Below are 14,151 nucleotides of genomic sequence, written 5' to 3'. Positions count from 1 at the left end.
TTGTGTTTTTATATTTTTTCGTGTTATTTTATTATAAGGCAAATAATCTTTATGAGGTGAGTACAAATGAAACGTATTGGTGTATTAACAAGTGGTGGAGATTCACCTGGTATGAATGCTGCCATTCGTGCAGTTGTTCGTAAAGCGATTTTCCATGATATTGAAGTATATGGTATTTACCATGGATACGCTGGTTTAATTTCTGGTCATATTGAAAAATTAGAACTTGGTTCTGTTGGCGATATTATCCACCGTGGTGGTACAAAATTATATACAGCAAGATGTCCTGAGTTTAAAGATCCAGAAGTACGACTAAAAGGTATCGAGCAATTAAAGAAGCACGGTATCGAAGGACTTGTTGTTATTGGTGGAGATGGTTCTTACCAAGGTGCTAAAAAATTAACTGAACAAGGATTCCCATGTGTTGGTGTACCAGGTACAATCGACAATGATATTCCTGGAACAGATTTCACAATTGGTTTCGATACAGCTTTAAATACTGTTATTGATGCAATTGATAAAATTCGTGACACAGCTACATCTCATGAACGTACATATGTTATCGAAGTAATGGGACGTCATGCTGGAGATATCGCATTATGGGCTGGTTTAGCTGATGGTGCTGAAACAATTTTAATTCCAGAAGAAGAGTATGACATGGAAGATGTTATTGCTCGTCTGAAGCGTGGTAGTGAACGTGGTAAAAAACACAGTATTATCATTGTGGCTGAAGGTGTTGGAAGTGCAATTGACATCGGTAAGCATATTGAAGAAGCAACAAACTTTGATACTCGTGTAACTGTGTTAGGTCACGTACAGCGTGGTGGATCACCAAGTGCACAAGACCGTGTATTAGCAAGTCGTCTTGGCGCAAGAGCAGTTGAATTGTTAATTGCTGGTAGAGGTGGACGTTGTGTAGGTATTCAAGATAATAAACTTGTTGATCATGATATTATCGAAGCGTTAGCTCAAAAGCATACAATCGATAAAGATATGTATCAATTATCTAAAGAATTATCCATCTAATCGGCTTAATGTCGGATATTTGGGAACGGTTTCATAATTTTCGGAGGTGCAATATGCGTAAAACTAAAATTGTATGTACTATAGGTCCTGCTAGTGAAAGTATTGAGAAATTAGAACAATTAATCGAAGCGGGTATGAACGTTGCTCGTTTAAACTTCTCTCATGGTAGCCATGAAGAGCACGGCGCTCGTATTAAAAACATTCGTGAAGCTTCAAAGAAAACTGGTAAAACAGTTGGTATCTTACTTGATACAAAAGGTCCAGAAATCCGTACTCACGACTTCGTAGACGGACAAGCTGAGCTTGTAACAGGTGCAGAAGTAGTTCTTTCTACTGAGCAAGTATTAGGTACTGCAGAGAAGTTCTCTGTATCTTATGCTGGTCTTTATGATGATGTAGACCCAGGTTCTCGTATTCTAATCGATGACGGCCTTATCGAACTAGAAGTAATCGAAAAAGCTGACGGAAACATCCGTACAAAAGTTCTTAACAGCGGAACTGTAAAAAATAAAAAAGGTGTTAACGTACCAAACGTAAGCATTAAGCTTCCTGGTATCACTGAAAAAGACGTAAAAGATATCGTTTTCGGTATCGAACAAAAAGTTGATTTCATCGCAGCTTCATTCGTACGTAAAGCATCTGACGTATTAGAAATCCGTGAATTATTAGAAGAACATAAAGCTCAATACATCCAAATCGTACCAAAAATCGAAAACCAAGAGGGTATCGATAACATCGATTCAATCTTAGAAGTTTCTGACGGTTTAATGGTAGCTCGTGGTGATATGGGTGTAGAAATTCCACCAGAAGAAGTGCCATTAGTACAAAAACGTCTAATCAAAAAATGTAACGTGTTAGGTAAGCCAGTTATTACTGCAACACAAATGTTAGATTCTATGCAACGTAACCCACGTCCAACTCGTGCGGAAGCAAGTGACGTAGCTAATGCGATCTTCGATGGTACAGATGCAATCATGCTTTCAGGTGAAACAGCTGCTGGTCAATACCCAGTAGAAGCAGTAACAATGATGGCTAACATTGCAGTACGTGTTGAAAAATCATTACAGTATGAAGATATGTTCAAAAAACGTATTAAAGAGTTCACTCCAACAATTACAGATGCAATTAGCCAATCTGTTGCGCATACAGCACTTGCTCTTGATGTAGCTGCAATCGTAGCTCCAACAGAAAGTGGATATACTGCGAAAATGATCTCTAAATACCGTCCGAAATCTCCAATCGTAGCTGTAACATCTGACGAGCAAGTAGGACGTCGTCTTGCACTTGTTTGGGGTGTACAAGCATTTATGGCTGGAAAACGTGCAGCGTCTACTGACGAAATGTTAGATACTGCAATTCAAACAGGTATGGATGCAGGTCTAATTGGACTTGGAGACACTGTAGTAATCACTGCTGGTGTACCAGTTGCTGAAACAGGTACAACAAACTTAATGAAAATCCACGTTGTTGGTGAAGAAGTTGCGAAAGGACAAGGAATCGGTCGTAAAGCTGCAAAAGGTAAAGTAGTTGTAGCGAAAACAGCTGCTGAAGCTGTAGCGAACGTAAACAAAGGTGATATCCTTGTTACAACAAGCACTGATAAAGATATGATTCCTGCAATCGAAAAAGCTGCTGCTCTAGTTGTAGAAGAAGGCGGTCTAACAAGCCACGCGGCTGTTGTAGGTGTATCAATCGGTATTCCTGTTATCGTTGGTGTAAACGGCGTAACAGCAACTTTAAAAAATGGCCAAGAAGTAACAGTTGATGCAGCACGCGGAATTGTTTATAATGGACATGCGGAAGTGCTATAAGTAATACGGAGAGAAGGATCGGAGTCCTTCTCTTTTTTTTTACACAAAAATGAGGTATAACTAGCTTGAGACGTCTGAAATTGCTTTTAAAAGCTATTTATTATGAGGTTTGATATGTGAAATGTATTCGGCTTTTATATGGTGTGTATGGGCGTTGTGAGGCGTTTAAAGTGATGGTGTGAGAGAGGAGTGTAGAACTATGAAGTGGTTACTATTCTTGTTTATTTTAATACCGGCGATTGAGATTACAGTCTTAATTGGATCGAGTCATGTAATAGGTTTATGGTCTACGTTCGCTATGATTGTATTTACGGGTGTTGTAGGTGTCTATTTGGCGAAAAGGCAAGGATTTAAAGTACTTGGAGAGATTCAATCTAAGTTGAATAGAGGAGAAATGCCAGGGGCGGCAGTACTCGATGGTATTTTTATCTTTGTAGGAGGTATTCTTTTGGTGCTTCCTGGATATGTAACGGATATAATAGGTTTGATCTTTGTTATCCCTGTGACAAGGGCTTTATTGAAGCCATTTGTTATGAAATGGATGGAATGGAAGTTTAGAAAGAACTCTACTATTATCGTTCAGAAATAGTGCTTAGATTATAGCGATCTAAGCACTATTTTTTTGCCCGCAAAAGGAAGGGGGATGGAGCTCTGTTAATTAAAGTTTTGTTGTATCATGTTTTAAAATTTGGTGGTGCGAAGGAGTTAAGTGGAAGTCGGATTGCCCATGAAAGTTCATAATCGGTGGTGGGCAAAATCCTTATTAGTTGTGTGTTTTTTGATTGGATATGTGATTTGGGGAGTTGGTAGCTCTTAATGAGTGTGCTACAAGAAAGTTTTTGTGGACTCCAACTTGTTTTTGTATATAAAAAGAATTAATTGGTATGGAAAAGTTAAATAAGAGCAGGGGAGTTAGTAGGTTAAGTCTCGTTTTACGCTATTTTGTATATTTATTCATTTACATAAAAAGTAATAAATGTAAGTAATAATTATGAAAATAACGGAATAAATATGTAAAAAGACCTCGAAATATGCGTTTTTTATACAAAAAAACAAGAGAATGATCCTTTTTGGGTGCAATTCTCTTGTTGGATGTAATAAGTATGAAAAATAAGTACAAGGAATAATCAGTGGGAATTTCCCACTGATTACATGTAAGTTTTGTTGTATATGAATTAGAAACTATTATTTTGAAGGTGAGCCTTTAATATATTTCCATAAATCATGGAATACACGAGCTTTGTGCAATGTATTAAGTAGTACTAAGGTGACTGGACCGATGATTAATCCTAAAAAGCCAAAGAGTTTAAAGCCGACAAATAGAGCAATTAGTGTTGCTAATGGATCGAGGCCGATATTAGATGAAAGTACTTTAGGCTCCATAATTTGTCTTTGGACAATCACGACGATGTATAAGATGAGAAGACCGATGGCGAAAGCAGTGTCGCCAGTGAAAAATACGTATATAACCCAAGGGACGAAGACGGCGCCTGTTCCTAGATACGGGAGTAAATCTACAACCCCTGTAATAATCGCGATAGTAATGGCGTATGGTACGCGTAATATTAACAGTCCGATTAGTACAATAACAGTTGTCATAGATACGAGTGTAAGTTGAGCTTTAAAAAAACCAAATAAAGCTTTTCTTAAATCAACAAAAATAGTTTTTCCATAGCCATGAACACGATTGGGCAAAAATTTTCTTACTTTCTGAGCAAGACGGTGCCAATCGTAACTAATGAAGAAAGTGGCTAATAAAACGAATACAAGTACAGTTAAAGTTGTTGGTAATGCACTAATGAAATTTGTTAACCCGCTTATAATAGCCGTTAAAAGTTCTTTCATTTGCGTCGTTGCTTCGGTTCCTAAGTTTTGAATGTTTTGTGTAATCGTATAGCGCTGTGGTTCCCCAAGATGATTAAATTTAGAAATTAAATCATCATAGAGAGGCATAATATGATTAAGTGCAAATTGTTGCGCGAATGCAACGATATCTGGAAACTTTACTGTAACAAGTTGTAGTAAGTATGTTGTGGCAGATATTGCTTCTGTTACAAGATATGTAACGAGTCCGACGATAGCTCCGAATACGAGAATTAAGCTAACGAGTACTGCTAGTGCGCGGGGAAATTGTAGTTTTTGATTAAGGAAATTGACGACAGGATTAATCAAATAAGCAAATGCGAAAGCGATAATAAAAGGGTAGATAAGTCCTGACATATATAGTAATGCATAGAACCCGGCTACCGTTGCTACAATGACAAATATGAGTCGCAATATCATATATAGTAAGTTTCGGTTCAAAGATGTATACCTCCCATTCCAATTTGGATTATCCTAGTTCGTTCAACTTATAACGAGTGTGCTCCACTGATTAAAGTTTCACTTTACCCCGCTATTTGCGGGCAAGTAAATCTCCTACCCAAAGTGCGGTTGAATCAAAGGAGTTAGATGGAGATAAACTGCCCGTAAAAGCCCGATTGGTTCAACTAATAATCAGTGGAAAATGCCCCACTGATTAAAGTTTCACTTTATGTTATAGTGGAATGATGGATTTTTCCTGCTTTTTCAGTATATGAGTGACCGGAAAAGCTTGGTGTTGATGCTTCTACTATATGGTAAAAACTTCATTTTCTCTTCTTTTTATTTTACCTGTTTCTTATTAGAAAAGAAAGGAGAGACGACCGTTTTTAAAAATGTATACATGCTTAAATTTTTGATGGTTAGCGTTTCAATTTGTCATTTTAAAATATGAAAAAATGAAGTGGTTATTGTTGCATATACATCGATATAGCATGTATAACGATAGGTTTAAAGGTATTTTTGTTTGGAAATGAGTTCATTATTTTCAGAAAGGAAGTGCAAACATGATTAGTCAGTCAACGTTATTTTTATTCATACTACTTATTATAGGACTTATTGCGAAAAACCAATCGCTTACTGTAGCCATTGGCGTGTTATTTTTATTGAAATTTACGTTTCTAGGAGATAAAGTCTTTCCTTATCTACAAACGAAAGGGATTAACCTCGGTGTAACGATTATTACAATAGCAGTACTCGTACCGATTGCGACTGGGGAAATAGGTTTTAAACAACTTGGAGAAGCGGCGAAATCGTATTATGCATGGATTGCGTTAGCTTCAGGGGTAGCGGTTGCTTTGTTAGCGAAAGGCGGCGTACAATTATTGACGACGGATCCTCATATTACAACTGCGCTCGTTTTCGGTACAATTATAGCGGTTGCTTTATTTAATGGGGTTGCTGTAGGTCCATTAATTGGGGCTGGAATTGCCTATGCAATTATGAGTATTATACAGATGTTTAAATAAGGAATTTTATAGTAATATAAAATTTTTGAATTCTTTCTGTTCACAAAAGTCAGATAATTGTTTATAATAGGATTAGAAACTTTGAAAAGTTACATAACAGCAGAGACTTTACACCAGATAAAATAAAAACAACATAAAACAATTTTATAATGATATTGTTTTATGTTGTTTTTATCATAAAACTCTTCGGAATTCATTTTCCTCACTAACTTGTTGTTTTGAGCGTGAGGATTCGGGGAGACATTCACGCTCATGCTTTCCATGTAAACAATGGACATAAGAGGGGAACATCGCAACAAATTTGCATGATCGTGCATTTTGCTTGCCTAAAGAGTGAACGGGCGTTCATAATTCAAAAGGGGAGCAAATAGATATAAGGAGCAAGGTTGGGAGAATTTTCAGGAAAAGGAGAGAATGTCATGACTGTTATTCGAGGTTTAGAAGGGGTAGTAGCAACAACATCATCTGTGAGCTCTATTATTGATGATACATTAACGTATGTTGGGTATAATATTGATGATTTAGCGGAGAATGCTACATTTGAAGAAGTAGTGTACTTATTATGGCATCGCAAGCTTCCTAATGAACAAGAACTAGCGAAATTTAAAGAGACTGTATCGGAATACTATAAAGTCCCAGGTGAGATTTTAACATATTTGAAACAAGTAGATTTAAAAATCGCACATCCGATGTCTGTTTTACGAACTGCAATTTCCATGCTATCATTATACGATGAGAGCGCTGAAATTATGGATGAAAACTCCAATTATTTGAAAGCGGTTAAATTGCAGGCTCAAGTAGGAACTTTAGTTGCTGCTTATGCAAGAATTCGTAAAGGTTTAGATGTTGTTGAGCCTAGAAACGATTTATCATTAGCTGCAAACTTCTTGTATATGTTAAATGATCGCGAGCCAAATGAAGTTGAAATTGAAGCTTTTGATAAGGCGCTTGTACTTCATGCAGATCATGAGTTAAACGCTTCTACATTTACTGCACGTGTTTGTGTAGCTACACTGTCAGATGTATATTCTGGTATTACGGCAGCGATCGGTGCGTTAAAAGGTCCTCTTCACGGCGGGGCAAATGAAAATGTAATGAAGATGTTAACTGAAATTGGCGAAGAAGAAAATGTAGAATCATATATTCATAATGCTCTTCAAAATAAAGTGAAAATCATGGGCTTTGGCCACCGTGTATATGAGCAGGGTGATCCACGTGCGAAACATTTACGCGAAATGTCCAAGAGATTATGCGTGCTTTTAGGAGAGAACAAATGGTATAATATGTCTATCAAAATTGAAGACATTGTAACAAAAGAAAAAGGTCTTCCACCAAATGTTGATTTCTATTCAGCTTCTGTATACCATTGTTTAGGAATTGACCATGACTTATTTACACCTATTTTTGCAATTAGCCGTATGTCAGGCTGGTTAGCTCATATTCTAGAACAATATGAAAACAACCGTTTAATCCGTCCGCGTGCTGATTATAATGGACCAACACATCAAGTGTATGTTCCAATTGCACAACGATAAGCGAAAAACACTATTTTGATAGTGAAAATACGCTTTCAAAAGTCTGATTTTTTCGGAAAGACGTAATGATTAGAATATTTTAATTTGAATAACGGTTTGAACTGAGGGGTTATTCCCTCAGTTTCATACATATGAAATTTCAAACATGGGGGTTATCACATTGACAACAGGTGAAAAAATTACTGTAACTAACGGTGTTATGAATGTACCAAACAATCCGATTATTCCATTTATCGAAGGAGATGGAATTGGTCCTGATATTTGGGCAGCTGCATCTCGTGTACTAGAAGCAGCAGTTGAAAAAGCTTATGATGGTGAGAAGAAAATCGTTTGGAAAGAAGTGCTTGCAGGGGAAAAAGCATTCAACCAAACAGGCGAGTGGTTACCAGAAGAAACTTTAAATTTAATCCGTGAATATTTAATCGCGATTAAAGGTCCACTTACAACTCCAGTTGGCGGTGGTATTCGTTCTCTAAACGTAGCACTTCGTCAAGAATTAGATTTATATGTATGTCTACGTCCAGTACGTTATTTTGAAGGTGTTCCTTCACCTGTAAAACGTCCGGAAGATACTGATATGGTTATTTTCCGTGAGAATACAGAAGACATTTATGCTGGAATTGAATATGCACAAGGATCTCCAGAAGCAGAAAAAGTTCTTGCTTTCTTAAAAGAAGCAATGGGTGTTAATAAAATCCGCTTCCCAGAAACATCTGGTATTGGTATTAAACCAATCTCAGAAGAAGGGACAAAGCGTCTTGTTCGTGCTGCAATTCAATATGCAATTAACGAAAAACGTTCTTCTGTTACATTAGTTCATAAAGGAAACATTATGAAATTTACAGAAGGTGCTTTCAAAAACTGGGGTTACGAAGTAGCGGAACAAGAATTCGGCGACAAAGTATTTACTTGGGCTGAATATGACCGTATCGTTGAGAAAGATGGTAAAGATGCAGCGAATAAAGCGATGGCAGATGCTGAAGTGGCTGGAAAAATCATCGTAAAAGATTCTATTGCGGACATCTTCTTACAACAAATTTTAACTCGTCCACGTGAGTTCGATGTTGTTGCAACAATGAACTTAAACGGAGACTATATCTCTGATGCACTTGCTGCGCAAGTAGGTGGAATTGGTATTGCACCTGGTGCAAACATTAACTATGTGACTGGACATGCTATCTTTGAAGCTACACACGGTACAGCTCCAAAATATGCAGGTTTAGACAAAGTAAATCCATCTTCAGTTCTTCTTTCTGGTGTATTATTATTAGAGCACTTAGGATGGAACGAAGCTGCGAAATTAGTAACTGCTTCTGTTGAGAACACAATCGCTTCAAAAGTAGTAACTTATGATTTCGCACGCTTAATGGAAGGTGCAACAGAAGTAAAATGTTCTGAGTTCGCTAATGAACTTATTAAAAACATGGATGTAGCGATAATCAAAAACGCATAATTAAAGCGGGGGGTAAATTATGACAATCAAACGCAAGAAAGTTTCAGTCATCGGTGCAGGATTTACAGGAGCAACAACAGCATTCTTATTAGCACAAAAAGAACTTGCAGATGTTGTATTAGTGGACATTCCACAACTGGAAAATCCAACAAAAGGGAAAGCGTTAGATATGTTAGAAGCGAGCCCAGTACAAGGTTTTGATGCTAACATTATTGGAACATCTGATTACGCAGATACTGCTGATTCTGACGTTGTCGTTATTACAGCAGGTATTGCACGTAAGCCTGGTATGAGCCGTGATGACTTAGTAGCAACAAACTCTAAAATTATGAAAAGTATTACGCGCGACATTGCAAAACATTCACCAAATGCGATTATTGTTGTATTAACAAATCCAGTTGATGCAATGACATATTCTGTATTTAAAGAAGCAGGATTCCCGAAAGAGCGTGTTATCGGTCAATCGGGCGTATTAGATACAGCTCGTTTCCGTACATTTATTGCACAAGAATTAAATCTTTCTGTGAAAGACATTACAGGATTTGTTCTTGGTGGCCACGGCGACGATATGGTACCTCTTGTACGTTATTCTTATGCAGGTGGCATTCCGTTAGAAACGTTAATTCCGAAAGAGCGTTTAGAAGCAATCGTAGAACGTACCCGTAAAGGTGGCGGCGAGATTGTAGGCTTATTAGGAAACGGTAGTGCATATTACGCACCGGCTGCTTCTTTAGTTGAAATGACAGAAGCAATTTTAAAAGATCAACGCCGTGTATTACCGGCTATTGCGTACCTTGAAGGTGAATATGGTTATAGCGACCTTTACTTAGGGGTACCAGTAATTCTAGGTGGTAACGGAATTGAAAAAATTATTGAATTAGAACTTCTTGGAGATGAAAGAGAAGCGTTAGATCGCTCTGTAGAATCTGTACGTAATGTTATGAAGGTTCTTGTTTAATAATTAAATATAAGCGGAAAAAGATTCGGGGCCCCGAATCTTTTTCTACTATTTATTTCAAATGTTTTTTTGAAATAATATGAAAACGCTATCATTTGGTGTATCCTATAATGAAACTATAGATTTATACTATACATTGCCCTCATCATAGTAAATTTCGGATTAGGTATCGGTTTTAGTAGGATAATAAGGTGAAAAAATCGGAGGGGGTTGTAACATGTTAAAGAAAAAAGTTCAAATTGGTCGTAGAATGGATGAAATTACAGTAGGAGAGAAATTATCTATCACTGAAAAAATTGAGGATAAAGATTTGTTATTGTACTTAGGGTTAACAAATGATGCCAATCCATTATATATTCAGCATGATTACGCATCCCAAACTCCGTATGAAAAGCCGATTGTACCAAGCATTATGCTAACGGGAATGATTACAACGGCAGTTACGAAATATTTACCAGGTCCAGGTAGTCATATTACAAGGAAGGACCTTACGTTCGTGAAGCATGTTCACCATTATGAAACGTTACAAATCCACTTTGAAGTTGTGGCTGTTTCCGAGGAGGAACATACAATTGATATGCTTGTATCTGCCCATGATGAAAAAGGAGAAACGGTTGTAAAGGGCTCTTTAACAGTAACGCCGCCTTTTAAATCAGTTTCTATTATGGAAAAAGCATTAGATAATTTTTAAAACATGAAAATATGAATAGCGCTAGCATACCTTTCTATAAGGGGGCTAGCGCTATTTTTAGTTGAAGAATCCTTGTGTGAATCCTTCGGCGAAATCGGAACAACCTGTTTTAATCGTGTCCCAGCTCGGTACGTTAAAGGTAAGGAAACATGTAACTACTAAAGTTAAAATAGGTAGTAATATTCGCATAATAGACCTCTCTGTATGTTGTTTATTTATATATTTAAATTAATAATATATTTATTGGTAATCGAAGTCAATGAAAGGTGTGGTTTTTAAGGTGAAGTGGAAAAAAGAAGACGTTATCTTTGAAACGATAAGAGAAGCTGAAGTGTGGGCAGACGGGGTCGCGAATGAAATGTATGGAAGAGTATTTGATGGATATGAAACGCTAGACTATAAAGTAGCGTATGCTCTTGCGTTTTTGTTAGCGCAAAATCGAGAATTTAATATTCATCCCGCTTTAATGGGCAGTAAGACCCCCACCTCAAAGTTCAGCGAAAGCAAAGAAGTTAGGTGGGGGATCAACTGCCCATAAAAGTCCGATTGGTGAGGGCTAATAATCAGTGGGGGATGAAGAAAACCCCCACTGATTAAAGTTTCACTTTATACGGAAGTAGAATGTAATGAAACTATAGAAGTATATAAAGTATGGATAACAATAAGTTAATTAAGCCAAGTGTAATTGTTTTTAGGAATAATGATAGTACAAATGAGCTTCATGTATAGACAATTATATTGAGAGGGACCTTGTTTTCTAGTATGATGAGAATAACGGGGAAAATACTAGGATGAAGAAGGTTTCAAGTCTATAACTTGGAGGAAAAGAATGAACAATCGTATTTTAGTAGTTGATGATGAGGAGTTTATCTTAACTTTAATTGAATTTAATCTACAACAAGCTGGGTTTGAAGTAATAACAGCGATGGATGGAGAAATGGCGCTTCAAAAAGCGACAACAGAACGCCCAGATTTAATTATATTAGATTTAATGCTTCCGAAAATGGATGGTATGGAAGTGTGTAAAGAATTACGATTGCAGCGCGTTATGACGCCGATTTTAATGTTAACAGCAAAAGATGATGAATTTGATAAGGTGCTAGGTCTTGAACTTGGGGCAGATGATTATATGACGAAGCCATTTAGCCCAAGGGAAGTTGTTGCGCGTGTGAAGGCAATTTTGCGCCGCACGAAATTGCAACAAGAAGAACAAGTTAAAGAAACATCAGATGAAGAGAGCATCACAATTGCTGAACTTAAAATTTTGCCGGAATTTTATGAGGCTTATTTCCAAGGAAGAAAGCTTGAATTAACACCAAAAGAATTTGAACTACTCGTTTATCTTGCGAAAAATAAAAGTCGCGTGTTGACACGTGATCAATTATTAAGTGCTGTATGGAACTATGATTTTGCTGGTGATACACGAATTGTTGACGTTCATATTAGCCATTTGCGCGATAAAATTGAAAAAAATACGAAAAAACCGACGTACATTAAAACGATACGTGGTTTAGGATATAAATTAGAGGAGCCAAAAGGGGATGAATAAATTTCGTTCCAGGCTTCTTTTTACATTTGTTTCTCTTATTGTTTTTATTTTAGTTGGACTAGGTTTATTGCTGGAAACTGTGTTTGAAAACTACTATATAGAACATGCCAAAGAGAGAATGGTAAAAGAGACAGAGTATGTTGCAGTATTAGCAGAAGAACAAGGTTTTGATGAGGTTTTAAAAAATCCATATGTATTTGAAAAGTTAGAAGAAAAAATCCAGGCTTCTATTGCATTTGTAGATGAAAAAAAGAAAGTGCAATATAGCGGCGGAGAACAGTCTGCATTTAGCCAAGGGATAATGAAAGAACTTACTTCTGAAACAGCGAAACAAAGAAATAAAGTCATTACGAAAGAAACAGATCAGAATAATGAATTTTACCATGCGGTATTCGTTCAAGATGTAGCAGGGAAACAAGGGTATATTTTGGTGAAAAGTACAATTGAGCCTTTGAAAGCTGTTCATCAAAAAACGTGGGGATTATTAATTATCGGATTTGTGATCGCTTGTCTCGTAGTCGTATTTTTAGGTATGAAAATTACAGGGCAATATATTAGACCAATTGAATCCGTTACGAAAGTGGCTATCGAATTAGCGAAGGGAAATTATAAAGCACGCGCTTATGAAAGTCATTCAGATGAAACAGGAATGCTGAGTAAAGCGATTAATATTTTAGCCCGTAATTTACAAGAGATGACACTTGAGCAAGAAATGCAACAAGATCGTCTGCATACGTTAATTGAAAATATGGGCAGCGGAATGATTTTAATTGATAGCCGCGGTTATATAAACCTTGTAAACCGTTCGTATAAGGAGACTTTCCACGTAACAGATGAAGAATATTTAGATCGTTTATATTATGAGTCGTTTCATCATACAGAAATTATAGAGCTCGTGGAAGAAATCTTTATGACAGAAGTGAAAGTGCGTAAACAAATGTTATTGCCGCTTGGAATTGAACGAAAGCATTTCGAAGTATATGGAGCACCAATTATCGGGACGAACCATGAATGGAAAGGGATTGTCCTTGTATTCCATGACATTACTGAGCTAAAGAAATTAGAACAAATGAGAAAAGACTTTTTAGCGAATGTTTCTCATGAACTAAAGACACCGATTACTTCTATTAAAGGTTTTTCAGAAACTCTCTTGGACGGTGCTATGGATAATAAAAAATTCTGCGAACATTTCTTGCACATTATTTTAAAAGAAAGTGAACGCATGCAAGGGTTAATTGAAGATTTATTAGATTTATCAAAGATTGAGCAACAAGGATTTAAATTGAATATGGGGACCGTTGATATGAAGGGACTTCTTGAAGACATTCATATGGTGCTTGATAATAAAGCAGGAGAAAAAGAAATTTCTTTACAAGTAAATGCGCTAAAAGGAGTCTCGGTCATTGGAGATCCAAGTCGTTTGAAGCAAATCTTTATTAATTTAATGAATAACGCAATCGTATATACGCCGGCTGGAGGCGTTGTTTCTGTAGAATTAGCAGAAGATAAATATAATGCTTATATAAAGGTATCGGATACGGGAATTGGTATTAGTAAAGATGAAATTCCGCGTATTTTTGAACGCTTTTATCGAGTGGATAAAGCGAGAAGTAGGAATACTGGTGGTACAGGCCTTGGATTATCGATTGTAAAGCATTTAGTTGAGGCACATCACGGTACGATTACAGTGGATAGTGAAGTTGGGGAAGGGACAACATTTACAGTTGTTTTACCAAAATCAGCAACCGAAAAATAGGATGAAGGATGTTTACAATATATTAACAATGGCTTAATTAAAT

The 14,151-nt window shown here is 36.8% G+C and carries 13 protein-coding genes; 11 read left to right on the top strand and 2 right to left on the bottom strand.

Going from position 1 to position 14,151, the window contains the following annotated elements:
• Positions 1–66 precede the first annotated feature (66 nt).
• The 3 genes from pfkA to PDL00_RS13810 all read left to right on the top strand — a co-directional run bounded on the left by pfkA (position 67) and on the right by PDL00_RS13810 (position 3,426).
• Positions 67–1,026, top strand: a complete 960-nt coding sequence (gene pfkA / locus PDL00_RS13820; RefSeq protein ID WP_000821162.1) for a 6-phosphofructokinase — start codon at positions 67–69, stop codon at positions 1,024–1,026.
• 53 nt (positions 1,027–1,079) lie between these two features.
• The gene (gene pyk, locus PDL00_RS13815) at positions 1,080–2,837 is read left to right on the top strand and encodes a pyruvate kinase (protein WP_061677039.1); all 1,758 of its coding nucleotides are present in this window, start codon (positions 1,080–1,082) and stop codon (positions 2,835–2,837) included.
• A 199-nt stretch (positions 2,838–3,036) separates the two neighbouring features.
• A complete protein-coding gene (locus PDL00_RS13810; RefSeq protein ID WP_097818355.1) occupies positions 3,037–3,426 on the top strand; it encodes an FxsA family protein in 390 nt (129 codons plus the stop codon).
• A gap of 596 nt (positions 3,427–4,022) precedes the next feature.
• On the opposite strand, the gene ytvI is transcribed toward PDL00_RS13810, so the two are convergent.
• Complete coding sequence (ytvI, locus tag PDL00_RS13805) at positions 4,023–5,141, bottom strand: sporulation integral membrane protein YtvI (protein ID WP_242250870.1); 1,119 nt, start codon at positions 5,139–5,141, stop codon at positions 4,023–4,025.
• A gap of 563 nt (positions 5,142–5,704) precedes the next feature.
• Here ytvI and PDL00_RS13800 point away from each other — a divergent pair.
• From PDL00_RS13800 to PDL00_RS13780, 5 genes are all read left to right on the top strand, one after another.
• Positions 5,705–6,166, top strand: coding sequence for a DUF441 domain-containing protein (locus PDL00_RS13800; RefSeq protein WP_270729582.1), 462 nt, complete (start codon positions 5,705–5,707; stop codon positions 6,164–6,166).
• A gap of 386 nt (positions 6,167–6,552) precedes the next feature.
• On the top strand, positions 6,553–7,701 hold the full coding sequence (citZ, locus tag PDL00_RS13795; RefSeq protein WP_002073260.1) for a citrate synthase: 1,149 nt from the start codon (positions 6,553–6,555) through the stop codon (positions 7,699–7,701).
• Between the two features lie 160 nt (positions 7,702–7,861).
• Entirely contained in the window at positions 7,862–9,154 is a 1,293-nt protein-coding gene (gene icd, locus PDL00_RS13790; protein WP_000206899.1) for an NADP-dependent isocitrate dehydrogenase, read from the top strand.
• A 19-nt stretch (positions 9,155–9,173) separates the two neighbouring features.
• Positions 9,174–10,112 carry a malate dehydrogenase gene (gene mdh / locus PDL00_RS13785; RefSeq protein ID WP_270729578.1) on the top strand — a complete coding sequence of 313 codons (939 nt, stop codon included), beginning with the start codon at positions 9,174–9,176 and terminating at the stop codon, positions 10,110–10,112.
• A gap of 217 nt (positions 10,113–10,329) precedes the next feature.
• Positions 10,330–10,803 carry a MaoC family dehydratase gene (locus PDL00_RS13780; RefSeq protein ID WP_000914190.1) on the top strand — a complete coding sequence of 158 codons (474 nt, stop codon included), beginning with the start codon at positions 10,330–10,332 and terminating at the stop codon, positions 10,801–10,803.
• Positions 10,804–10,860: 57 nt separating this feature from the next.
• On the opposite strand, the gene PDL00_RS13775 is transcribed toward PDL00_RS13780, so the two are convergent.
• Positions 10,861–10,992 (bottom strand): hypothetical protein, encoded by a 132-nt coding sequence (locus PDL00_RS13775; RefSeq protein WP_076540620.1) that lies wholly within the window; start codon positions 10,990–10,992, stop codon positions 10,861–10,863.
• Positions 10,993–11,083: 91 nt separating this feature from the next.
• On the opposite strand from PDL00_RS13775, the gene PDL00_RS13770 reads away from it, so the two are divergent.
• The 3 genes from PDL00_RS13770 to phoR all read left to right on the top strand — a co-directional run bounded on the left by PDL00_RS13770 (position 11,084) and on the right by phoR (position 14,108).
• Positions 11,084–11,341 carry a hypothetical protein gene (locus PDL00_RS13770; RefSeq protein WP_242250869.1) on the top strand — a complete coding sequence of 86 codons (258 nt, stop codon included), beginning with the start codon at positions 11,084–11,086 and terminating at the stop codon, positions 11,339–11,341.
• Positions 11,342–11,632: 291 nt separating this feature from the next.
• Positions 11,633–12,352 (top strand): two-component system response regulator PhoP, encoded by a 720-nt coding sequence (gene phoP, locus PDL00_RS13765; protein ID WP_242250868.1) that lies wholly within the window; start codon positions 11,633–11,635, stop codon positions 12,350–12,352.
• On the top strand, positions 12,345–14,108 hold the full coding sequence (phoR, locus tag PDL00_RS13760) for a sensory box histidine kinase PhoR (protein ID WP_242250867.1): 1,764 nt from the start codon (positions 12,345–12,347) through the stop codon (positions 14,106–14,108). The genes phoP and phoR overlap by 8 nt, the downstream gene beginning before the upstream one ends.
• Positions 14,109–14,151: the final 43 nt, after the last annotated feature.

The sequence above is a fragment of the Bacillus cereus group sp. TH152-1LC genome (assembly GCF_027710505.1).
Classification (GTDB): Bacteria; Bacillota; Bacilli; order Bacillales; family Bacillaceae_G; genus Bacillus_A; species Bacillus_A mobilis.
This window is presented reverse-complemented; position numbering and strand designations above follow the sequence as displayed.

Coding starts and splice junctions, on each gene's coding strand:
- pfkA (WP_000821162.1), top strand. CDS start 67: ATGAAACGTATTGGTGTATTAACAAGTGGTGGAGATTCACCTGGTATG.
- pyk (WP_061677039.1), top strand. CDS start 1,080: ATGCGTAAAACTAAAATTGTATGTACTATAGGTCCTGCTAGTGAAAGT.
- PDL00_RS13810 (WP_097818355.1), top strand. CDS start 3,037: ATGAAGTGGTTACTATTCTTGTTTATTTTAATACCGGCGATTGAGATT.
- PDL00_RS13800 (WP_270729582.1), top strand. CDS start 5,705: ATGATTAGTCAGTCAACGTTATTTTTATTCATACTACTTATTATAGGA.
- mdh (WP_270729578.1), top strand. CDS start 9,174: ATGACAATCAAACGCAAGAAAGTTTCAGTCATCGGTGCAGGATTTACA.
- PDL00_RS13780 (WP_000914190.1), top strand. CDS start 10,330: ATGTTAAAGAAAAAAGTTCAAATTGGTCGTAGAATGGATGAAATTACA.
- PDL00_RS13775 (WP_076540620.1), bottom strand. CDS start 10,992: ATGCGAATATTACTACCTATTTTAACTTTAGTAGTTACATGTTTCCTT.
- phoP (WP_242250868.1), top strand. CDS start 11,633: ATGAACAATCGTATTTTAGTAGTTGATGATGAGGAGTTTATCTTAACT.
- phoR (WP_242250867.1), top strand. CDS start 12,345: ATGAATAAATTTCGTTCCAGGCTTCTTTTTACATTTGTTTCTCTTATT.